This window comes from Bacteroides xylanisolvens (assembly GCF_018289135.1).
Taxonomy (GTDB): Bacteria; Bacteroidota; Bacteroidia; order Bacteroidales; family Bacteroidaceae; genus Bacteroides; species Bacteroides xylanisolvens.
Genome location: NZ_CP072216.1, coordinates 3,794,906 through 3,818,493 on the forward strand (window position 1 = coordinate 3,794,906; position 23,588 = coordinate 3,818,493).

A 23,588-nucleotide genomic window follows, 5' to 3' on the forward strand; every position below is an offset into this window, starting at 1 on the left:
TTTTCTTTATTATTTCTTAATAATACTGTCTTTATTCGCCTGGAAGTAAACATCCAATTCACGTTGACGACGGAGCTTACGACGACGGTTCTTAATACCTGTTCCTGCAAATACACAATATAAAGTAGGGATCAAAATCAATGTCAAAACAGTAGAGATCGTCAAACCACCGATTACGGCAATCGCCATCGGACTCCACATTTCAGAACCCTGACCGCCACCGATAGCCATCGGAATCATACCAAGAACGGTAGTGGCAGTGGTCATCAATACGGGACGGAGACGGCTCTTACCAGCGGTTACTACAGAGTTCAACACTGCCAGTCCACGTTCGCGACAAAGGGTAATGTAGTCGATAAGCACGATACCATTCTTCACCACAATACCAATCAACATGATACCTCCCAACAAACTCATGACACTCAATGTACTGTTCGTAAAAAATAGTGCCATCAAGACACCGCTAAAAGCAAACGGCAAGGAGAACATAATAATGAACGGATAGGTCAGTGACTCGAACTGTGCTGCCATCACGATAAATACAAGCACAACAATCAGGATGGCAAGCGTTCCCAAATCGCGGAACGAATCCTGCTGGTCTTCGTATGAACCGGAAATCTGAATGGTGACATCTCCCGGAAGATCCATTTTATCTATCACCTTATTACCGGCAGCTACTACGTCGCCCAACGGAGCACCGGAGATTACTGCGGAAACGGTCACGATACGTTCGCGGTCTTTACGTTCGATGGTAGGAGGCGCGAAACGTTCGACTACCTTTCCGACGTCTTTCACACGAACGGATTGTCCTTGCGCATTGTAAATGAGAATATTTTCGAGACTCTCCAGACTTGTACGGAATTCGGGCGCATAACGCACTTTGATATCATACTCATCTCCGTCTTCACGATATTTAGATGCTACCGCACCATTGACACGATTACGCAGATAGTTACCGGCTGTTGAAAGATTCAAGCCATGCATCGCCAGTTTTTCACGGTCGAAGTCTACCTGATATTCCGGCTGGTAATCACTACGACTGATATTTACCTCGGTCACACCTTTTACTTTCAGCAATTCACGTTTCAGACGAGCGGCTACGCTATCGGTCATTGTCATGTCGTATCCGTAAACCTCAAAGTCGGCACTTGCCTGTGCGGACATACCCGTGTTACTACCACCGAGAATTACCTGTGCTTTACTGAATTCCGGATAGGCTTTCAAATCTTCACGCATCTCATCACAGACTGCTTCCAAAGTGATATCACGATCGCCCGGATCAACCAAACTGATGTTGAACGAGATAATATGCGAACCGTTGTCCTGCATAGATGCCCAAGTATTATCGGAGTCAGCCTGCCCGACGGTGTAGTTGCAGACTTTCATGATGTCTTTATATTTCGTCAGCCATTGGTTGGTTAATTTCTCCGAAAGTTCCTGTGCTATCTCTTTTCGTGTACCAATCGGAAGCTCCAACTGTACAGCAATACGAGCATTATCCTGTGCCGGGAAGAACTCCGTACCGATGCCCTTTGCACACAGCAAACTGACAATGAAGAAAGCAATACATCCCACAATAACAATCGGACGATGACGTACAGCCCAGTTCAGCATCTTCGCATACCAGGTATCGAGCCCGTCGAGCGCTTTCTCTATCGGAGTAAAGAAGAGCTTGAACATCTTCGACGGTTTCTTCTGCAAGCGAAGCAACTGGGAACAAAGCATCGGAGTTAAAGATAGTGCAGCGACCGTAGAAATAAACATGATGGCACACATCATCCAACCCAACTGTTTGAAAAGTACACCGGACATACCGCTTACCATTGTCAACGGGAAGAACACGGCAATCATAGTCAGCGTAGAAGCGATTACAGAAATTGCCACCTCATTGGTTCCGTGCACGGCTGCCTGTTTCGGATCGGAGCCACGCTCGATATGGGTCGTTACGTTTTCAAGTACCACAATCGCATCATCCACCACCATACCGATAGCGATAGAAAGCGACGAAAGCGAGATGATATTAATCGTATTTCCACTAACAGCCAGGTAAATGAACGAGGCAATCAACGAAAGCGGAATGGTGATACAGATAATCAATGTTGCACGCCAACGTCCCAGGAAAAGGAACACGACGATGACAACGAAGAGCAAGGCATAAACAACGGTTTCCGTCAAACTGTCGATGGTGTTCAAAATGTTGTCGGAGGTATCGACAATGACACCAATCTTCACGTCACTCGGCAGGTTCTTCTGAAGCCTCGGCAATGCGTCGGCCACTTTCTTGGAGATTTCTACCGAATTGGCTCCCGACTGCTTCTGAACAACAATCATAGCACCTTGCACACCATTGTTATAGGTTTCCTGTGCACGTTCTTCCACGGTATCGACAATTCGGGCTACATCACGCAAAAAGACATTTGCCCCATTATGCGTACCTACCACTACATCTGCCAACTGTCGGGAATCATCGAACTCACCTTCTACACGCAACGCGTATGTTTCGCTACCAATATCGAGGTTACCACCGGGAATGTTCTTGTTCTCGGCGCCGATAATGGAACTGATTGTTTCGATAGTCAGGTGATAGGCTTCCAGTTTATTGGGGTCGCAATAGACCTGAATCTCACGTTGCGGCGCACCACTGATAGACACGGTTCCGACTCCCGGAATACGTGCCAGCGGGTTTACCACACGGTCGTCCAATATCTTATAAAGCGCTGACTGACTTTCATTGGCCTGTACGGAAAGCAGCACGATCGGAATCATGTCCGTACTAAATTTGAAGATGATCGGATTCTCGACATCATCGGGAAGCTGCGAACTTACCATGTCGAGTTTATCACGCACATCATTGGTCAGAACGTCAATATCGTTACCAAACTCGAACTCCAATGTAATCAATGACATATTCTCGGAAGAACGGGAGGTAATATGTTTCAGGTTGCTCACCGCGTTCAACGTATTTTCGAGCGGGCGAGTCACATTATTTTCTATATCCGAAGCACTTGCTCCGGGATAAGCGGTCATTACCATGATTGTATTCGTGTCAATGTCCGGATACAAGTCGATAGGTAACTTGGACAAAGAGAAAAGACCAAAAATCACCACTGCCAGGAAGCAGAGGGAGGTCATAATCGGTTTCTTAACCGCACCTTCGTATAAACTCATGTTATTTTATTTAAAAGCCTCTCCCCGCTCCTCTCCCCAAAAGAGGGAGCCGGAAGATCGTTTTGAAATCAGGTTAATTAATAAAAGCATCGGGCGAAAGGTACTGAACACCTCTTATTTGGAAGAAGACTGGGAAGAGGCTTCCACCTCTACTTCCATACCGTTCACCAAACGTGACTGTCCGGCAACTACCACCTGTGAGTTATCCGGTACACCGGATTTCAACTCATACTCCGTACCCATGCGTCTACCCAGTTCGACCTTATTATAAGATACTTTACCGTCTTTATAAACGAATACATAACGGTCGCCGGAACCTGCCTGCTTAACGATTGCCAAATCGGGAACAACGACGTTTTCTGCTGTACCGAAGTTCAATGTCGCACGGGCAAACATTCCCGGACGCACACGCTGGTCTTTATTATCCAGTCTGATCTCTACCTGGAATGTACGGGTAGTAGCATCTATGGTAGGGTAAATCAGATTGATGGTTCCTGTAAATACTTCATCGCCATATACATCGAGTTTCACATCGACGGGGGTACCTTTTTTCACTTTCGTGAAGTAGGTTTCGGACACGTTAATCAGGAGTTTCACCGGAGTGATCTGTTCTACTACAAGTACGGGTTCTCCACCGCTGTACATATCGCCATTATCATAGTTGCGTGCAGTGACCACACCGTTGATAGGGCTTTGCAAAGAGGTATTCTCCAGCAGATTCTTATAAGCGGTTTTCTTCACATCGAGTTGCATCTTCGAAGCATCCCACTCTGATTTGGACGCACCGCCCACTTTATATAATTCGTCGATACGGTTGAATTCTATTTCCTGATTATCTAGTTGCAGCTTCGTCTGTTTCAGGTTGGCTGCATCCATCTGCACAAGTTTCTGGCCTTTGGATACGCGGTCGCCCACTTCCACAAAAATCTGGTCAATACGTACGGGAGACGAAGGGGCTATATTATTCTTTACTTCAGCTTCCACCGTCGCTGTGTAATCTTGTATTTGATCTACGGGACGGGCTTTTACGTCTGCCAGCTTCACAATGGGCTTCGCGTCCACATGTTCCGCAGCCGCTTTGTCTTTTCCACCTGTACATGAGCCCATAAACACAGTTAACAGCAGGGCTACCAATTGGATACTTCTTTTCATATTCCTTAATTGTAATTTTTTAGTTGTCTATCTTTATTCTTTTCCCAGAACCTGATCGAGGTCTGCCTTAGCAACCAGGTAATCGTATATGGACTGATTATAGGTGAGTTGCGCCTGTGTCAGCGACACTTGGGAACTGTTCAGTTCGAGCACCGTGCCCTTACCTACATCATAACGTTTTTCGGCAATCACTACCGCTTTCTTTGCCTGCATCACATTTTCCTTGTTGCTGACTACCTGCTCTGTGCTGGCACTCATATTATTGCGACAACTGACAATCTGCATATTCAATTGTCTTTCCGTATCGATACGGTTCCAATCGAGCTGGCGCATCTGTATACGGGCGGATTTCACTTTCGTAAAGTTACTTGCCTTATATAAAGGTATGCTGAGATTGAACATCAGGCTGGAACTGTTGCTCCAGTTGTAATTGAAAAAATTGATATTCGGATTATACAGTGATTGATATTGATAGGAGAAACTCATTGAAAGAGTCGGCATAAAGTTTGTCTTTAAAGACTTTACGTTCTTTTCAAGCAACTTCATGTTCAAGTCCAACTGCTTCATGGTGGTATTGTTGTCCAGATTTACATTTTCTTCTCTCAACTGGTTGGCAAACATCGCCGTCTCATAGTTGGTCAGACTATCGTTAATCTTTATCTCCACATCGGCTGTGATGCCCATCAGGACTTTCAACTGCAACTTAGCCAAAGTCACCGCATTAGCTGCCGAAATCAAGTTCGGTTTAATACTGCGCATCTGCACTTCCGCACTGATCTTGTCATATTCGCTCACGGTTCCCTGCTGATATTTGGCATTCACTACATTGTAGTTATCTTCTGCCAGCTTATAACTGCCTTGAAGCACTTCATAGCTGTCCTGCGCAAGCATCAACTGATAATAAGCCTTGCTCACCTGATTCACGAGATCCAGTTTGGAAGCGCGTGACTTCTCTACTGCCAGTTCAATATCCGTCTTTGTCATCGACATGGCACGATAAACGCCCGGCACAAAGAGTGGCAGATTAATACTCAACCCTGCATTCGCGGTGTTCGTACCGTCTTGTCCCATCTTGAACGACATATCGTTCAATTTCATTTCAGCCGCTTTAATGGTATGGTCTACTGAACCGGCAATACTAGCCTCCGGCAACAGACTTTGCCAGGCTTCTTTGCTGGCAACTTTCTTTAATGCAACTTCTTCTTCTGCCACTTTTATTGTCGGATTCTCATCCAATGCAATTTCCAGGGCTTTGTCTAAGGTTAAGGTTAGTATATTCTTCTCCGCCTGTGTGTCCTGCGCCTTTGCAAAACCAAATGCACAGAGTGCCACAGCTACCAGAAGAATCTTCTTACCTGCCAATCTTTTCATCTTGTTCATAAACTGAATTTCTAATTTAATCTTACTTGTTTGTCAATAAAACCTCACTCTTGCTCTAATCTGCGATGCGGTTCTTACGATATTCTTGTATAAAGTCTTCCAGTACCTTTGCTCCTTTTTCGGTGGAGATGCCGCGTATATAAGTAAACATGATGGATTCGTACACTTCAATGAAAGGATATTCATTGCAGATATCCGTATTCAGAAGTACGTCAAACTGCTCTCGTACCAGCAAATTAACGATAGCGAAGTTCACATCCGGACGAAAAATGCCCTGCTCTACTCCCGTCTTGAAGAAGGACATCGTTTTCTGCGAATCACTGTCCTGCCGATTCTTCATCATCTCATATACCTTCGGATATTTCTTGATGTCTTCAAAAAAGCGTTTATTCGTCTGATGGAACACCTCAATACTTTTCTGAAAGACTGCAAGTATTACCTCTAACACATTATGCGACTGTTCAAAGATTTTCTGCAAGTACTTATCTCTGTCGGCCTGTGCCTTCAGTATACATTCTTTCAACAACGATTCTTTATCCGAAAAGACTTCATAGAGGGTACGTTTGGATATTCCTAATGCTGCTGCAATATCGTCCATCGTAATACTCTTGATGCCTTTTGAAGTAAAAGCTTCTGTTGCTGCCGTTATGATCCGTTCTCTTAACTCTACCCGTTGGGAAGCGTCTTTTCCATGCTCTGCCATCATCCGTTTTTCTATTTTATTAAAATGCAGTTTTCGTTTTCTTTTCATTTCCAAAGGAAAAACGGAACAAAGATATATAGAAAACTCAATTAACAAATCAAGTTTCCATCTATTTATAATGCATTTGGGAATTATTATCATTCAATAGAGTAAAATGAAAACAAGTGTTAATAGGAAATACGGAACAAACATAGGGCAAAGGTAGGAATGATGGGAATACGAAGTAAAGTTTTATCGCCGGCAGAGGGATTATAATCGACAAATGCCGGATAAATGTCGATAGAATCAACACTTACCCGGCAACAACAGTCACCATTATTAACGAAAAGCGAAAAAGGGTTGGTTTATGGTCAATAGTCAATTTGTGTCCTCTTCAGGAAGGCGACTGTTTTATGTATCTCCTTGTACATCACGATATCATCTTTCACAAAAGGCACTTCTTTCCGATAGGCATGAAGGAAACGTTCAAGAACGGGAGAAGTTTTCAGCGGACGACGGAAGTCAATGCCTTGTGCAGCATTCATCAGTTCAATGGCAAGGATATGTTCCAGGTTGTCCATCACTTTATAAAGTTTGGTAGCAGCGTTGGCGCCCATACTTACGTGGTCTTCCTGTCCGTTGGAGGAGACGATGGAGTCGCTCGAAGCCGCATAGCAGTACATTTTATTCTGGCTGACCATCGAAGCGGCGGCATATTGCGGAATCATAAAGCCGGAGTTCAGACCGGGGTTGGCAACCAGGAATTCAGGTAGTCCGCGGAGTCCCATAATCAGTTGGGAGACACGGCGTTCGGAGATATTTCCCAATTCGGCCAAAGCGATGGCAAGGAAGTCATAAGAGATGGCAAGCGGTTGCCCGTGGAAGTTTCCGCCGGAGATGATCCGGTCTTCATCGGGGAAGATGGTGGGGTTGTCCGTGACGGAATTGATTTCGGTCAGCAATACGGAGGCAACGTAGCGGATAGCATCTTTCGTGGCACCGTGTACTTGCGGGATGCAGCGGAAGGAATAGGGATCTTGAACGTGTTCTTTGTGACGTTCGATCAGTTCGCTACCGGCCAGTAGTTTGCGGAAGGCTTCGCCTGTCTCGATTTGTCCCTGATGGGGGCGGATTTGCTGGATGCAGTCCATAAACGGGTCGATACGACCATCAAAGGCTTCGAGGGAAAGGGCGGCTATGAGGTCGGCTTTTTTCGAGAGGCGGAAGGCTTTGAGCATAGCGAATACACCGTTGGCGCTCATAAATTGGGTGCCGTTGAGCAGGGCCAGTCCTTCTTTACTCATTAGTTTGACGGGTTCCCAGCCGAATTCGTCGAGTACGCTGATGGCTTCGCACTTTTTCCCTTTATAGTAGACATCGCCGACACCGATCAGGGGGAGGAAAAGATTGGCGAGCGGAGCAAGGTCGCCGGAAGCTCCAAGAGAACCGCGGTCATAGACGATGGGCATGACGTCATTGTTGAAGAAGTCGAGGATGCGCTGCACAGTGATTACTTGTACGCCGCTATGTCCCAATGAGAGGGCGTGGGCTTTGAGAAGCATCATCAGTTTGATGATGACGGGGCGAATTTCTTCGCCTACGCTGCAGGCATGGCTTTTTATCAGGTTCTCCTGAAGCGTACCGAGTTCGTCGGGAGAAATATTTTTGGTACATAAAGAGCCGAAACCGGTTGTTATACCGTACAGCGGTTCTTCGGAAGAAGCTATTTTGTGGTCGAGGTAGTCGCGACATTTCTGGATGCGCAACTTGGCTTCGGGAGCTAGTTCCAGTTTTAGGTTTTCGTTGATAATTCGTTCGATGATTTCGAAGGTTAATGCTCCGGAACCAATATGATATACATTCTTACTCATACGCGCAGGTCTTGATTTACGGCATCCAACAATTCTTTTTCTCTCCGGCAGGCGGTTTGCTCGATTGTATCGGCTTCGGTTTGCAATTGGAGGACAAAATCTCTGTCTTTGAGCGAACCGAGGTTGATACGGACGTTCAGCAAGGCTCCCAATACGGCGGAACGGGCGGCCATCATGGCTACACAGGCATCTGTGACGGCATTGCGGTTGCCCAAGCGGGCAACATCTGCTATGACGGACATCATATCCAGTGCTTTGCGGGCTACTTCCAACGGAACGAGGGCGGCTTGTTTGGTTGCTTCCTGAATGGCGGCACTTCGGGCAGCTTTCTCTTCGTCGGTTGTTTTAGGAAGTTTGAAGCAGGCAAAGACTTCGTTGTAGGCAGCGGAATCTTTATCGATAAGGGCAATAAATTCGTCCAGCAGACGGTGGGTGATTGTTTGTGCGTGCTGCATTACTTCTTCACTGGCTTCGTATCCCTTTTTTCCTACGGTGAGCCGTGCTACCATTGTGGAAAGGGCGGAAGCCAGTGCTCCATCCAAAGCGGCAATACTACCTCCACCGGGTACAGGGTCGCTGCAAGCTACTTTATCTAAGAAATCTTTTACGGTTAAATCTGCTAACATGGTATTTTGTTTTAAGTGATTAATTGAGTCAACTATTAAGCGACGGGATACAGCATACCGCCTTTAATAGTCATGATTACACAGTTCATGCCTATATAATAAGGTAGAATATGATAGTTGTCGGAATTGAGAACGATAAAATCGCCTTGTTTGCCTACTTCGATGCTTCCGATCCGGTCGGCTCGCTGAAGGGCGGCAGCTCCGTTCAGGGTCAGGGCGGTGATGGTTTCTTCGATGCTCATTTTCATATAGATGCAGGCCAGAGCAATGGTCAGCGGGATAGAACCGGAGAAACAACTGCCGGGATTCAGGTCGGTGGCAAGTGCTACCGCACAGCCGGAGTCAATCATTTCACGACCGCGTGCGTAGGGTTCTTTCAGAGCAAAAGCTGTCAAAGGTAACAGGGTGGCTACTACTCCGGCATCGGCCATTGCACGGATGCCGGCATCGGAAGCGTGCAGGAGGTGATCGGCAGACAGTGCTCCCAGTTCGGCTGCCAGTTCAGCTCCACCGAGGGAGACGATTTCGTCAGCGTGGAGTTTCAACAGAAAGCCGTGTTCCTTGGCTGCCTGAAGCAGGCGGCGGGACTGTTCGATAGAGAAAACGCCTTGTTCGCAAAAGACATCACAACATTCTGCCAGTTCGCCGTCACGGACAAGGGGAAGCATTTCACGAATCAGGAAGTCGATGTATTCGTCGCTTCTTCCTGCATATTCTTCGGGAAGGGCATGGGCACCGAGAAAGGTGGAGACTATATCGACACGTTTATGCTCGGTGTTGTTCAGGCTGCGCATTACCTTTAGCTGTAATAGTTCGGTTTCCCGATCCAGTCCGTAGCCGCTTTTACCTTCTACGGTGGTTACGCCCATTGTGCTCATTCTTTTCAGAAAGCTTTCAGCTGCTGAACGAAGTTTCAGGAAGTTCATTTGCCGGGTGGCTTTTACGGTGCTTGCAATTCCGCCTCCCCGCTCCATAATCGACATATAGCTTTCGCCGTTCAGACGCCAGGAGAATTCTTCGGAACGTTCTCCGCCAAATACAAAATGGGTATGGGAATCGACGAAGCCGGGCAAGAGGCAGTGTCCGCGAGCGTTATAATGCCAGTAGTGTTGATAGTAACCGTCGCGGTCTTCGCCACGGTTCTCACCAACGTAGGTGATGATTCCTTTGGTGACTTCCACGGTTCCGTTCTCTATGACTTGCAGTTGGGACATTTCTTCGCCTTTACGGGCGGAAAAGCCGATGGGAGTTACGATACGGGCATTGAATATGATTAGGTTTTCACTCATAAATTATCCGATTTATCTTGGTTTATTCTTGTTTCATTCATCCTGCTTCTTGATCCGTTGTTTTTTATCAGGCAGGTTCTCCTGTAAAACATCCGTTCTGATTTGGATTGAATATTCGCTAACATATTTCTTTACCGGCTATTCCATGATACGGGCTTCCAAGACTTGCTGCATGGAAAAGTTTTCGAGTCCGAGATAGTAGGAAGCTGTATCAATCAGGGCTTCCATCGGTACGAGGCCAATGATTTCACTACCGACAATCGTAACACCATAGCGGCGGGCTTCGATACGTACCAGTTCGAAGGCGCGGTAAAGGGCAGTACGGGTATAGTCGGTCATGTTTATGGATACCTGGGTGATGTTTCTCTCCTTTAGCTCCACTCCCATTGCTTTCACATAACGGAGCCCTCCATTGATATGGCGGATATTCTTTGCTATCTTGGTAGCTATTTCCAGATTGTCCGTACTAAGATTTATATTGTAGGCTACGAGCGGCATACGGGCTCCGATGGCGACTGCACCTGCGGTTGGATGACGTTCGGCAGGTCCGAAATCTGGTTGCCATTCGGGTAGTTTGATTTTTTCGGCCATGCCTTCAAATTCTCCTTTACGGACAGAAGCGAGATTCTCCCGATGCGACGCAGTTGCGGACTTCTCATACAGGAAGACAGGAAGATGATAGATCTCGGCTACTTTTGCGGCTACTTTCTTGGATAGTTCGATGGCTTCTTCCATGCTGGTATTCTTAATCGGGATGAAAGGGATGACATCTACTGCTCCCATACGGGGATGTTGCCCGGTATGCTGATTCAGGTCTATCAAACGGACAGCCACACCGACGGCTTCAACGATTGCTTCGTACAGAGCTTCCGGCTCGCCGACAAGAGTTACAACCAGACGGTTATGGTCTTCATCATTACTGTAATCAAGCAGTTTTACCCCGGCCTTAATACGGAAAGGGGCTACTATCTGATCTATTTTCTCTAAATCACGTCCCTCGCTAAAATTGGGGACGCATTCAATAATTTTATTCCAACTCATATCAAATATCTATTATTATAGAGGTTATATTCAACTGGATAACTATATGTTTTACATTAAACAAGTGCTCTTTACCAATAGTCCTTATATAATCAGGCACGGTTCACACGAGTTTCATACCGAATCACCGCATGGTTTATACTAAACAGCTATATGTTTAAACAGTTCCATATATTATGGGAATTTATTCTCTCATATTAAGAGAATAAATTCCCATAATATGTGATACTATTTTCCCACAATATATGGGACTATCTTCTTTATAAGTTCTTCGTCCGCTACATACGGCATTGTTATCTGATAGTCTCTTGCATGGGAGTCATTAAATGCTTCGCTTGTCTCCATCGCATGCGGATTACGCGCCCATGAGCGACGGGCTACTCCGCCCATCACATCCCAGAGCATTGCCGAACGGAGTATTTCATCTACCCGTTCGCTACCGTCGCATACCATACCGAAGCCGCCATTGACTGCTTTACCAATACCGACTCCACCACCATTGTGCAAAGCTACCAGGCTCATTCCGCGGGCACAATTTCCGGCAAAACATTGCACAGCCATATCTGCCATCACATTGCTTCCGTCTTTGATATTCGATGTCTCCCGGAAAGGAGAATCCGTTCCGCTTACATCGTGATGGTCTCGTCCCAGCATGATAGGACCTACTTCGCCCCGGCGGACCATCTCATTGAAACGGAGGGCTATGTTCATTCTCCCGACTGCATCCTGATACAGAATACGTGCCTGTGTACCCACCACGAGCTGATTCTTTTCGGCATCCCGTATCCAGTTGTAATTGTCAAGATCCTGACCGCGCCGATTGACGTCGATACATTCCATAGCTGCGTGGTCTGTTTTTATCAGATCTTCGTGTTTGCCACTCAAGCAAACCCATCTGAACGGACCGTAGCCATAATCAAAGAGTTGGGGTCCCATAATATCTTCAACATAGCTTGGCCAGATAAATCCGTCCTTTTCATCAACACCATTACGGGAGATTTCTTTTACTCCGGCATCGTATATAGCTTTCATGAAGGAGTTTCCATAATCAAAGAAATAAGTTCCGCGGGCTACGAGTTTCTTGATAACTTCGAAATGACGATGCAAGGATATATCTACCAAGTGACGGAATTGTTCCGGAGATTCGTGAAGAAGGCGTGTGCGTTCTTCAAAAGTTAGTCCGGCAGGGCAGTAACCGCCTTCGTAAACGGCATGACAGGAGGTTTGATCGGATAATAATTCAATAGGAATTCTTTCGCGTTCGGCATATTCGAGCAGGTCTACGACATTGCCGTGATAGGCTATCGAGCAGGGTTCACGATGTTGCATTGCTTGAGATGCCATCCGGTATGCTTCGGCCATATCCGCAGTCACGTGTCCCACCCATCCCTGGCGGTGGCGGGTTTCAATACGCGAACTATCTACTTCGGCTATGATGGAGACTGCTCCTGCTATCTCCGCCGCTTTGGGTTGCGCGCCGCTCATTCCTCCCAAGCCGGAAGATACAAATAAATGTCCCCGCAGATCCTGGTCTTGGGGAATCCCCAGTTTCAATCGCCCGGCATTGAGGAGGGTATTGAAAGTGCCATGCACAATTCCTTGAGGACCGATATACATCCAGCCGCCAGCGGTCATTTGCCCGTAATTGGCAACTCCCATCTGGGCAGCAATATGCCAATCATGTTGATTGTCGAATTGCCCGATCATCATCGAATTGGTTATTATAACGCGGGGAGCATCGGGACGGGAGCGGAAAAGCCCTAATGGATGTCCGGACTCAATAACCAGCGTCTGTTCTTGGGTAAGTTCTTCGAGGTATTGTTTTATCAGTCGATATTGCATCCAGTTTTGGCAGACTTGTCCGGTTTCACCGTAAGTGACTAGTTCGTAGGGATATAATGCTATATCGAAGCAAAGGTTATTGTCAATCATTACCTGAAAAGCTTTGCCTTCAATGCATTGTCCCCGATATTCATCAATCGGTTTGGCTTTCAGGTCGCCGGCAGGACGGAAACGGTATCCGTAAATCCGCCCGCGAGTGCGTAGCTCTTCCATCAATTCAGGAGCCAATTGTTCGTGCCACTCGGTAGGAATATAACGCAAAGCGTTTTTTAATGCAGTGATTGTCTGCGCCGGGGTAAGTGTATAACCACGGTCGGGAGCTCTCCGGATACCTTCTACAAAATCCGGATAAGGAGGTAGTGTGTTGCCAAGAGTTATTCTCATAATAAACAGAATTAAGGATTACAAACTGTAAGCAATACAGTCTTATAACTCTTCGCAAGATAGAAAAAAAGAAGATAAAAGACAAGAGATTTGACAGATTTATTATCAGAAAGGTATTATTACATTTACAGTTTGATAGAAGAACATGACACAAGCGATGTCAAAACTCTCTTATGCTTTTATACAGGCACGAATACAGGCCGTTTTGTCAAAACAGATAGATAGATCTTTCATTAAAGTAGATAGCAGGGGGGGCATTACGGTAAATAGCAAAACTATCATTAAAACAAATGGTGGAGCTTCACTAAAGCTAAAAATAGATTTTTCATTAAAATGAATGGAAGGATCATTGGTAAGAACCCTTTCATTAAAATAAAAGAGAATCTTTAGTAAAGCAAATAGCAGCCCCTTCTAAAATCAACGCTATGAAATCGGTGGAATTTGTATAACTAGCGTAACCCGCATCTCAATAATATCATTATATAGATGATTGTATTATTGATAGGGCTTTTCATACTATACCAACCGAAACTAATGGAATTATTTCTTTTGTTTATTCTGCAACTCTAACAGATATTTAAAAGTATGCTTTGCCTCCTGACTATCATCTTTCAAATATGCTTGTTTCAGTTCCGGATAATTCTTCAATAATTGCAGCATTCTATCTTTCCCCAGAAAGTCGACTTTTCCCGTTTCACCATTCAATTCATAGCAAACACGTTTTGTAACCAGACTTGAAGCGGCAAGAGCATCGCCTATATTTCCTCCTAGTTTTACATCATCTTCTTCCACAAAGTTGCCTCCGATGACTGATCCTAAAGGCATCGCACAAAAATAGATGTTTTTACCTAACTGAACAGCAGGAGCATACCATGCTCCAAAACGCAATTTCTTATAGCGCAACTTACGACAGTTCAAATATAAATTTCCTTTTTCGTCACGCACAGCAAAACAACGCTTCTTCAAACGCCGGCACATCGACTCGTCATCACCGGCCGTTATCCGGTAATCAGCCCCTCCTGTTAATACAATCTGATTTCTGGAACGTTTTTCTACACGCAACACAGCAGTGGTATCGCCATGTTGAGTCAGCAACTCTTTCAGGTTGGAATAAATAATATTCTGCGCAATTAACGGAAGGCTAATCACGCTTATCAGCAAACATAAGATACATCCTTTCTTCATAAGCATCCTCCTTTCCTGTCTAACGCCTTTTCGAGTGGAAAGTTATATATTTTAGCGGATAAATGCAAGAATGAGAAAAGAAATATTGAAAATTTCTTCCAGCTAACAACAACATTATCAAGACGAGTTATAATCCAAGCCCACACATCTTCCTACTTCCGTTAATAAACAGTAAATCTACTCTTGACAAAAACAAGCTCCTATCCCGACCGTTATGAATTATATTACCTTTGCGCAAAAGATTTAAATTTGTCATGGAAAAACTAGAACAGATCATTACCACATATCAGCAAATCATTCAGGAAACAGAGCTGGAGTTACAGAATGCACGGAAACGCATCTATTATATAAGTCTTCTCCGACTTATCTTATTCGTAGGAGCCGTAGCAAATGCCATTATTTTTTGGTCTGACGGTTGGCTATGCCTCTCTGCATTCGCTGCCCTACCCTTTATCTTATTCATTTGGTTAGTAAAACGCCATAATTTCTGGTTCTACCGGAAAGACTTTCTGAAAAAGAAAATAGAAATCAACGAGCAGGAACTACGTGCCATGCAATATGATTTTTCCGATTTTGACGATGGAAAAGAATTCATTAACCCGTCTCACCTCTACACTCTTGATCTGGATGTATTTGGCGAGCACTCTCTTTTCCAATATATCAACCGCACCGCAACCCCTATCGGCAAGCAACATCTCGCAAACTGGTTCAATGCACATCTGGAAAATAAAGCAGCTATTGACCACCGCCAGGAAGCCATCCGGGAACTCTCCACCGATTTGGAATATCGCCAACAAATCCGCTTACTCGGATTACTCTATAAAGGAAAACCTGCCGATACCACCGAAATCAAAGAATGGGCAACCAGTCCGAGTTATTATCGAAAACGTACGCTCTTGCGTATCCTCCCAATAGCGGTTACAGTCATTAATTTCTTATGTATAAGTCTAGCCATTTCAGGTATTATCTCGGCTAACATCGCAGGAGGAGTATTTGTCTGCTTTGTATTATTCAGTACTATTTTCTCTAAAGGAATCACTAAACTGCAAACAACCTACGGAGAAAAGCTGCAGATTCTTTCGACATACGCTGACCAAATTCTGCTCACTGAACAAAAAGAAATGCACAGTCATATACTACAAGAGTTAAAAGCGGACCTTACAAGTCAAAATCAAACCGCTTCTCAAGCAGTCCGCCAGCTTTCTAAACTGATGAACGCACTCGATCAACGAAGCAATCTGCTCATGAGTACTATACTCAACGGACTGATATTTTGGGAGCTACGACAGGTGATGCGAATCGAGAAGTGGAAAGAGATTCATGCATCCGACCTACCCCGATGGATAGAAACAATCGGAGAAATAGATGCCTATTGTTCCCTGGCAACATTCGCATATAACCATCCGGATTATATTTACCCCACTATCGCTGCTCAATCTTTCCACCTACAAGCTGAAGCCTTGGGGCATCCCCTAATGGATCGCAACCAATGTGTGCGTAACGGAATAGACATTGAAAAACGTCCTTTCTTTATTATAATCACAGGCGCCAATATGGCAGGCAAGAGTACTTATTTACGTACTGTAGGAGTAAACTATCTACTGGCATGTATAGGAGCTCCCGTTTGGGCAAAGCAAATGAAAATATATCCGGCCCGTCTCGTTACCAGCCTTCGAACCAGTGATTCCCTAGCTGACAACGAATCTTATTTCTTTGCAGAACTCAAGCGACTTAAATTAATCATAGACAAACTTGAAGCCGGGGAAGAGCTTTTCATCATCCTTGATGAAATACTGAAAGGCACCAACTCCATGGACAAACAGAAAGGCTCTTTCGCCCTTATCAAACAATTCATGCACATGAACGCCAACGGTATCATCGCCACCCATGACTTGTTATTAGGGACTTTAATAGAGTCCTTCCCACAAAATATCCGAAATTACTGTTTCGAAGCCGACATTACCAACAATGAACTCACCTTCTCATATCAAATGAGAAACGGAGTTGCTCAAAACATGAACGCCTGCTTCTTAATGAAAAAAATGGGGATCGCCGTCATTAACGACTAATCCCCATCTTCGTATGAAAATCAAAGTTATCTTTTACAGTAACATCTAAAACCTGTTTTATTTAGTAGCAGCAAACTCAATATAAAGTTTCAAACTGCATAGTTTTAATGTGTCGGAAAAAACAAAGTCAAACAGGTGTTATAGATATATACTTATTGTATTTTACTTTTCGACAAAAAAGCGACTATCGCAGAAGCTTTTTCATTAGTGAAATACTGCACCGATGTTATTGGCTGATACGTGTAAGGTACAAATTGGAATAACTGTACAGCTGCAAACTTTTTATCAGCAGAAAGTATCACATCCATACGTATATTACCACTAGCCTCGCTTTTTATTTTCGAATCAGCGGAGAATGAACCCGAATTTACAAGATTTTTCAAAGCATCCATATGCTTCAAATCAAAGAATACACTATGCTCTTTAGCCACACTTTTTGTTGGTAAATAAACAACCTCCTTTGATTTCCAGAAAAGACGGAAAATTCCGATAAGGAATAAACCTGTCCCCAAAACCATCAAAGCCATACTGGTTGTAGAAGACTTGTCATCCAATTCGAATGTTGAAGCAAAAGCTAAAATACCAATCAATAACATAACAGAAGAGATTAAAACTCCTGAAACACTTATGCGTTTAGCGATATCGGGGTGTGTAGATGCGAATATAGTAGCATCAATCGTTTGAGTAGTTGCCATAATATTTAAAGTTTAATTTATTAGTAAAAATATAAAGATAAAAAGAAGTAGTATCACCAGTATACAGAAGATACCAGTAACCACAAAATAAACAATACCAATAAATATACTGCTAAATAATTATACGCCTCAAGGTGTATACATAGTATTCACTCGATGGCTGGCAATAATAGGAAGTTGTTGTATCATAAATCCGCCCCCAGTGTTGTGATAGTGAGCTCTCACGATCAGCACAACCTTGTAGCGCATTCTTTAAAGAAAAGAAATATTCTCCAAGCTGTACACGTTGAATACGTGTCACAGATATTTGATGGCTCTGCAAATTGGTCAATTCAGCCACAGGCTTACCCGGAAGATCGGGTGCACAGATTTCCCCACGCTGCCCCATAGCATATGTAATATCACACCCCTGCTTATCCACCATTCTTTCGGTAGAGACATTGCCTGCTATGCTATGAAAAGCAACTGTCAGCAACAGAAACAATATTACCTTTACAAATTTTGCCATATTCACCTGCAAATATAACAGATTCTCTCTATGAAAAGTTTAATTAGGATATATTTTAATGTATCTTAGTATTAATAAACGGCAGACAAACAAAAAAGGCTACCTTCGAAGGTAGCCTTTTTTATATCTATAAGAATAACTGTAAAATTATTCAGCCGATTCAGCTTTTGGTTCTTCAGCCTTAGGAGCTTCAGTTGCAGGAGCTTCAACAGCAGCAGGAGCAGCTTCAGCAGCTTTTTTCGAACGACGAGTACGAGTAGCTTTCTTAGCAACTTTTTCCTTAGCCATGTTTTCATTGTAGTCAACCAACTCAATAAAGCACATTTCTGCGTTGTCACCCAAACGGTTACCAGTCTTGATAATACGAGTATAACCACCCGGACGATCAGCAATCTTAACAGAGATTTCTTTGAACAACTCTGTTACTGCAATCTTATCTTGCAAGTTGCTAAATACAACACGACGAGAGTTCGTAGTATCTTCTTTAGACTTAGTAATCAAAGGCTCAACAAACTTTTTCAAAGCTTTCGCCTTTGCAACAGTCGTAGTGATTCTTTTGTGCTTGATCAAAGAGCAAGCCATGTTAGATAACATAGCGCTTCTATGAGAAGCAGTACGACCTAAATGATTGAATTTTTTATTATGTCTCATTTTTTATTCTTTATCTAATTTATATTTAGAAATGTCGGTTCCAAACGACAGATTCAGACTTTCCAGCAAATCATCAAGCTCGGTAAGCGATTTCTTTCCGAAGTTTCTGAATTTCAGTAGGTCAGTTTTGTTGAATTGTACCAAGTCGCCGAGAGTTTCTACGTCAGCAGCCTTCAAGCAATTGAGGGCACGAACTGACAAGTCCATATCAACGAGTTTAGTTTTCAACAGCTGACGCATGTGCAATACTTCTTCATCAAACTCTTCATTGCCGTCAGTATCATTACTTTCAAGCGTGATCTTCTCGTCAGAGAACAACATGAAGTGATAAATCAGAATTTTTGCAGCTTCTTTCAGCGCTTCTTTCGGGTGTATAGAACCGTCGGTACTAATTTCAAGCACTAGCTTTTCGTAGTCAGTCTTCTGTTCTACACGGAAGTTTTCTACAGCATACTTGACATTACGTATCGGTGTATAAATAGAGTCGATTGGAATTACATTAACATCCGTGCAATACTCGCGATTTTCATCAGCAGGTACATAACCACGACCTTTGTTAATGGTAATATCAATCTGCATAGTTGACTTAGAATCTAAATGACAAATAACTAATTCCGGATTTAACACTTCAAATCCAGTCAAATACTTACCTATGTCACCTGCTTTAAATTCACTGGAATTCTCGACAGTGATGCTCACTTTTTCGCTCTCGAACTCTTCAACTACTTGCTTGAATCTCACTTGTTTCAGATTCAAGATAATGTTGGTAACATCCTCTTTTACTCCAGGTACACTAGAAAATTCATGCTCCACACCATCGATTCTGATAGTAGTGATAGCAAAACCCTCTAATGAAGAAAGAAGGATACGGCGTAATGCATTACCTACAGTAATACCAAAACCCGGTTCCAACGGACGGAATTCGAATTTACCGAATCTGGAGTCCGCCTCCAACATTAATACTTTATCAGGTTTTTGAAATGCTAATATCGCCATGAAATTAATTATTATTTAGAATACAATTCAACGATCAAATGTTCTTTAATGTTCTCAGGAATGTCTGCTCTTTCAGGTATGTGCAACATTTTACCAACCTTTGAAGCCTCGTCCCATTCCAACCAAGCATACTTGCTGTGATTGAAACCTGCAAGAGAATTAGCAATTACTTCCAAAGACTTAGATCTTTCACGAACACCAATCAATTGTCCTGGTTTTACTGCAAATGAAGGAATGTTTACTACTTCACCATCTACAGTGATGTGCTTGTGACTAACCAACTGACGAGCAGCAGCACGTGTAGGAGCAATACCCAAACGGAATACTACGTTGTCAAGACGGCCTTCCAGCAATTGAAGAAGTACCTCACCGGTAATACCTTTAGCAGTAGCTGCTTTTTCAAACAAATTGCGGAATTGTTTTTCCAAAACTCCATAGGTGTATTTAGCTTTCTGTTTTTCACGAAGTTGCACACCGTATTCAGAAGTTTTTCTTTTTCTTGAATTACCATGTTGTCCGGGAGGATAGTTCTTCTTTGACAAAACTTTGTCAGCTCCAAAGATTCCTTCACCGAATTTACGGGCGATTCTCGATTTTGGTCCAGTATATCTAGCCATTTCTTTTAAATATTTAATTGTTTATTCATGAACTCAATTTGTTGCAGCCGCGATTACAGAGAGAAATTAATGTAATCCAAAAACAAAATCAAGATCATTGTGTAAGTTAAAGGTAAATTAAACTCTACGTCTTTTCGGAGGACGACAACCATTATGTGGAAGCGGAGTCACGTCAATGATTTCAGTAACTTCGATACCAGCACCGTGGATAGTTCTAATAGCAGACTCACGTCCGTTACCTGGACCCTTCACATATGCTTTTACCTTTCTCAGGCCAAGATCGAATGCAATCTTTGCACAATCCTGGGCAGCCATCTGAGCTGCATAAGGAGTATTCTTTTTAGAACCTCTAAATCCCATTTTACCAGCAGATGACCAAGAGATAATCTGCCCTTCACTATTTGCAAGAGAAACAATAATATTGTTGAAAGATGAATGAACATGCAACTGTCCATTAGCGTCTACTTTCACATTTCTCTTTTTAGCTGCAACTGTTTTTTTTGCCATATCAACAATTATTATTTAGTAGCTTTTTTCTTATTAGCAACGGTTTTCTTTCTACCCTTACGAGTACGTGCATTGTTCTTAGTGCTCTGACCTCTAACAGGCAGACCAATACGGTGACGTACACCACGATAGCAACCAATATCCATTAATCGCTTAATGTTCAATTGGATTTCAGAACGAAGATCACCTTCTACTTTATACTCTGCACCGATAATCTCACGAATCTTAGCAGCTTGATCATCTGTCCAGTCTTTAACCTTCAGATCTTTATCTACACCAGCTTTATCTAAAATTTTTGCTGAACTACTGCGACCTATTCCATATACATAGGTCAACGCAATTTCACCTCTTTTGTTCTGAGGTAAATCTACACCAACTATTCTTATAGCCATATACTAAATTATTTTTTTTGCAAAAATAACAAATTATCCTTGACGTTGTTTATACTTAGGATTTTTCTTGTTAATAACATACAAACGGCCATTACGTCTAACGATCTTACATTCTGGCGTGCGTTTCTTTAATGATGCTCTTACTTTCATATCTTATTTTATTTATATCTAAACACAATTCTTCCTTTCGATAAGTCGTAAGGAGACATTTCGACTCTCACTTTATCTCCCGGCAGGATCTTGATGTAATGCATCCTCATCTTGCCTGAAATATGTGCGGTAATCTCATGTCCGTTTTCTAATTCAACACGAAACATTGCATTTGACAATGCTTCAACTATAACTCCATCTTGTTCTATTGCAGATTGCTTTGCCATATTATATTGCTTTATCTCCTAAAACTTCTTCTATGAATTTGAATGAAGACAAAATATCAGCTTCACCAGCTCCAACAGCTATCGTATGCTCAAAATGTGCAGCACATTTACGATCTCTGGTCCTCACAGTCCATCCGTCACTTTCCATTATCACTTGTCGGTCTCCCAATGTTATCATCGGCTCTATCGCTATGCAAAGGCCTCTTTTCATCAATGGTCCATATCCTCTTTTACCATAGTTAGGAACCTGAGGATCTTCGTGCATCTCTTTACCGATGCCATGGCCAACAAACTCACGCACTACACCATAAGAATGAGACTCACAATATTGCTGAATAGCATATCCGATATCACCAATTCTTTTACCTTGCACTGCGTTCTGGATGCCAATATATAACGCTTCTTTAGTTACCTTCAACAAGTTACGAATCTCTTCGTCTACCTCTCCTACACAAAAAGTATAAGCAGAATCACCACAGAAACCATTCATGTAAGTTCCGCAATCCACTGATACGATATCACCATCTTTCAGTACGATATCCCCTGGGATTCCATGTACCACCTGTTCATTGACAGAAGTACAGAGAGATGCGGGAAACGGTTCTCCATATTGATTCGGAAATCCTTTGAAAGTTGGAGTTGCCCCATGATCTCTAATGAACTCTTCAGCAACTTTATCCAACTCACGTGTAGTTACACCAGGCTTCACCAGTTTGGCAACCTCTGCAAGAGTTTTACCAACAAGCAGGTTACTCTGACGGAGCAATTCTATTTCATCTTCTGTTTTAAGAAATATCATTTCTAATCTAAAGAATTAATATGCCGCTACACCAGCGCGTCCTTTAATACGACCAGATTTCAACAGACCATCATAGTGTCTCATCAACAAATGACTTTCAACCTGTTGCAGGGTATCAAGAACAACACCTACAAGAATTAACAAAGATGTACCGCCGAAGAATTGAGCGAATCCTGCTTGCACTCCGAATACACCGGCAAAAGCAGGCATAATAGCAACTAAAGCCAAGAAGAAAGAACCCGGCAAAGTGATACGAGACATTATATCATCAATATACTCTGCTGTTTTCTTTCCCGGTTTAATACCAGGGATGAAACCATTATTTCTCTTCATATCCTCAGCCATCTGAGTCGGATTAATTGTAATTGCAGTATAGAAATACGTAAATAATATAATCATTACCGCAAAGACAAAATTATACCAGAAACTTGTATGATCTGTAAACGCATGCAAGAAACCGCCTGCATCATTTACATTTGAAAAGCCGATAAATGTAATTGGAATAAACATGATTGCCTGAGCAAAAATGATAGGCATAACACCGGCAGCATTCACCTTTAAAGGGATATACTGTCTAGCACCACCATATTGCTTGTTACCAACAATTCTTTTTGCATACTGTACAGGAATCTTTCTTGTACCTTGCACCAAAAGAATAGCAGCGCCAATCACTAATAATAAGAATACGATTTCAATTATAAACATAATCAGACCACCGCTCTTATTTGCTACTCTGGATACAACTTCTTGCAACAAAGCATCAGGGAAACGAGCGATAATACCAATCAAGATGATAAATGAAATACCGTTACCAATACCTTTATCAGTAATTCTTTCACCAAGCCACAAAATAAACATACTACCTGCTGCCAAAATAATGGTAGAGGTAACCATAAACAGAGTCCAATCTAATGAAGCATTTAAGGAAGGGCCAGCCTGCATTTTAAGATTGAGCAAATAAGAAGGGGCCTGAACTAACAATATAGCAATCGTCAAGTAACGAGTATATTGATTCATTTTTCTTCTGCCGCTCTCACCTTCGCGTTGCAACTTCTGGAAATACGGTACAGCGATTCCCAATAACTGGATTACGATAGATGCAGAGATATAAGGCATGATTCCTAATGCAAAAATAGAGGCATTAGAAAATGCTCCTCCAGAGAACATATTTAACAAGGCTAAAAGGCCTTCACTTGTTTGTTCGTGCAATTTTGCCAGCATCGCCGGATTGATACCCGGTAATACGACATACGATCCGAAACGGTAAATTGCCACGAACAATATGGTGATGAGGATCCGCTGTCTCAGATCCTCAATCTTCCATATATTCTTTAATGTTTCAATAGCTTTTCTCATT

The 23,588-nt window shown here is 43.1% G+C and carries 22 protein-coding genes; 1 reads left to right on the plus strand and 21 read right to left on the minus strand.

The window, feature by feature from the left end:
• Positions 1-9: 9 nt before the first annotated feature.
• From INE92_RS16135 to INE92_RS16180, 10 genes are all read right to left on the minus strand, one after another.
• Entirely contained in the window at positions 10-3,168 is a 3,159-nt protein-coding gene (locus INE92_RS16135) for an efflux RND transporter permease subunit (protein ID WP_074910261.1), read from the minus strand.
• A 114-nt stretch (positions 3,169-3,282) separates the two neighbouring features.
• Complete coding sequence (locus INE92_RS16140) at positions 3,283-4,320, minus strand: efflux RND transporter periplasmic adaptor subunit (RefSeq protein WP_008645763.1); 1,038 nt, start codon at positions 4,318-4,320, stop codon at positions 3,283-3,285.
• A 33-nt stretch (positions 4,321-4,353) separates the two neighbouring features.
• Positions 4,354-5,700 carry a TolC family protein gene (locus tag INE92_RS16145; protein ID WP_008776905.1) on the minus strand — a complete coding sequence of 449 codons (1,347 nt, stop codon included), beginning with the start codon at positions 5,698-5,700 and terminating at the stop codon, positions 4,354-4,356.
• Positions 5,701-5,755: 55 nt separating this feature from the next.
• Positions 5,756-6,406, minus strand: a complete 651-nt coding sequence (locus tag INE92_RS16150; RefSeq protein ID WP_008023025.1) for a TetR/AcrR family transcriptional regulator — start codon at positions 6,404-6,406, stop codon at positions 5,756-5,758.
• A 347-nt stretch (positions 6,407-6,753) separates the two neighbouring features.
• Complete coding sequence (hutH, locus tag INE92_RS16155) at positions 6,754-8,253, minus strand: histidine ammonia-lyase (RefSeq protein ID WP_004313467.1); 1,500 nt, start codon at positions 8,251-8,253, stop codon at positions 6,754-6,756.
• Positions 8,250-8,879, minus strand: coding sequence for a cyclodeaminase/cyclohydrolase family protein (locus tag INE92_RS16160; protein WP_074707576.1), 630 nt, complete (start codon positions 8,877-8,879; stop codon positions 8,250-8,252). Before INE92_RS16160 ends, hutH begins: the two co-directional genes overlap by 4 nt.
• Before the next feature lie 35 nt (positions 8,880-8,914).
• Entirely contained in the window at positions 8,915-10,168 is a 1,254-nt protein-coding gene (gene hutI / locus INE92_RS16165; protein ID WP_074707579.1) for an imidazolonepropionase, read from the minus strand.
• 138 nt (positions 10,169-10,306) lie between these two features.
• Complete coding sequence (ftcD, locus tag INE92_RS16170) at positions 10,307-11,209, minus strand: glutamate formimidoyltransferase (protein ID WP_009040604.1); 903 nt, start codon at positions 11,207-11,209, stop codon at positions 10,307-10,309.
• Positions 11,210-11,437: 228 nt separating this feature from the next.
• A complete protein-coding gene (locus INE92_RS16175) occupies positions 11,438-13,435 on the minus strand; it encodes a urocanate hydratase (RefSeq protein WP_074707582.1) in 1,998 nt (665 codons plus the stop codon).
• Between the two features lie 540 nt (positions 13,436-13,975).
• Positions 13,976-14,620, minus strand: coding sequence for a DUF6563 family protein (locus INE92_RS16180; protein ID WP_004313462.1), 645 nt, complete (start codon positions 14,618-14,620; stop codon positions 13,976-13,978).
• A gap of 254 nt (positions 14,621-14,874) precedes the next feature.
• Between INE92_RS16180 and INE92_RS16185 the strand changes: the two genes are divergently transcribed.
• Positions 14,875-16,689 carry a MutS family DNA mismatch repair protein gene (locus INE92_RS16185; protein WP_195436374.1) on the plus strand — a complete coding sequence of 605 codons (1,815 nt, stop codon included), beginning with the start codon at positions 14,875-14,877 and terminating at the stop codon, positions 16,687-16,689.
• A gap of 152 nt (positions 16,690-16,841) precedes the next feature.
• On the opposite strand, the gene INE92_RS16190 is transcribed toward INE92_RS16185, so the two are convergent.
• The 11 genes from INE92_RS16190 to secY all read right to left on the minus strand — a co-directional run bounded on the left by INE92_RS16190 (position 16,842) and on the right by secY (position 23,587).
• Positions 16,842-17,384, minus strand: coding sequence for a hypothetical protein (locus INE92_RS16190; protein WP_004313460.1), 543 nt, complete (start codon positions 17,382-17,384; stop codon positions 16,842-16,844).
• Positions 17,385-17,496: 112 nt separating this feature from the next.
• The gene (locus tag INE92_RS16195) at positions 17,497-17,892 is read right to left on the minus strand and encodes a hypothetical protein (protein ID WP_004313459.1); all 396 of its coding nucleotides are present in this window, start codon (positions 17,890-17,892) and stop codon (positions 17,497-17,499) included.
• A 147-nt stretch (positions 17,893-18,039) separates the two neighbouring features.
• Positions 18,040-18,543 carry a 50S ribosomal protein L17 gene (gene rplQ / locus INE92_RS16200; protein WP_004313458.1) on the minus strand — a complete coding sequence of 168 codons (504 nt, stop codon included), beginning with the start codon at positions 18,541-18,543 and terminating at the stop codon, positions 18,040-18,042.
• Positions 18,544-18,546: 3 nt separating this feature from the next.
• On the minus strand, positions 18,547-19,539 hold the full coding sequence (locus tag INE92_RS16205; protein WP_004296325.1) for a DNA-directed RNA polymerase subunit alpha: 993 nt from the start codon (positions 19,537-19,539) through the stop codon (positions 18,547-18,549).
• Positions 19,540-19,550: 11 nt separating this feature from the next.
• On the minus strand, positions 19,551-20,156 hold the full coding sequence (rpsD, locus tag INE92_RS16210; protein ID WP_004296326.1) for a 30S ribosomal protein S4: 606 nt from the start codon (positions 20,154-20,156) through the stop codon (positions 19,551-19,553).
• A gap of 117 nt (positions 20,157-20,273) precedes the next feature.
• On the minus strand, positions 20,274-20,663 hold the full coding sequence (gene rpsK, locus INE92_RS16215) for a 30S ribosomal protein S11 (RefSeq protein WP_004296327.1): 390 nt from the start codon (positions 20,661-20,663) through the stop codon (positions 20,274-20,276).
• An 11-nt stretch (positions 20,664-20,674) separates the two neighbouring features.
• Complete coding sequence (rpsM, locus tag INE92_RS16220; protein ID WP_004296328.1) at positions 20,675-21,055, minus strand: 30S ribosomal protein S13; 381 nt, start codon at positions 21,053-21,055, stop codon at positions 20,675-20,677.
• Positions 21,056-21,088: 33 nt separating this feature from the next.
• Positions 21,089-21,205, minus strand: a complete 117-nt coding sequence (ykgO, locus tag INE92_RS16225; protein ID WP_002558051.1) for a type B 50S ribosomal protein L36 — start codon at positions 21,203-21,205, stop codon at positions 21,089-21,091.
• 8 nt (positions 21,206-21,213) lie between these two features.
• Entirely contained in the window at positions 21,214-21,432 is a 219-nt protein-coding gene (gene infA, locus INE92_RS16230; protein WP_002558052.1) for a translation initiation factor IF-1, read from the minus strand.
• 1 nt (position 21,433) lies between these two features.
• Positions 21,434-22,231 carry a type I methionyl aminopeptidase gene (gene map, locus INE92_RS16235; protein ID WP_008023041.1) on the minus strand — a complete coding sequence of 266 codons (798 nt, stop codon included), beginning with the start codon at positions 22,229-22,231 and terminating at the stop codon, positions 21,434-21,436.
• Positions 22,232-22,246: 15 nt separating this feature from the next.
• Positions 22,247-23,587, minus strand: coding sequence for a preprotein translocase subunit SecY (gene secY, locus INE92_RS16240; protein ID WP_004310881.1), 1,341 nt, complete (start codon positions 23,585-23,587; stop codon positions 22,247-22,249).
• Between the last annotated feature and the right edge of the window lies 1 nt (position 23,588).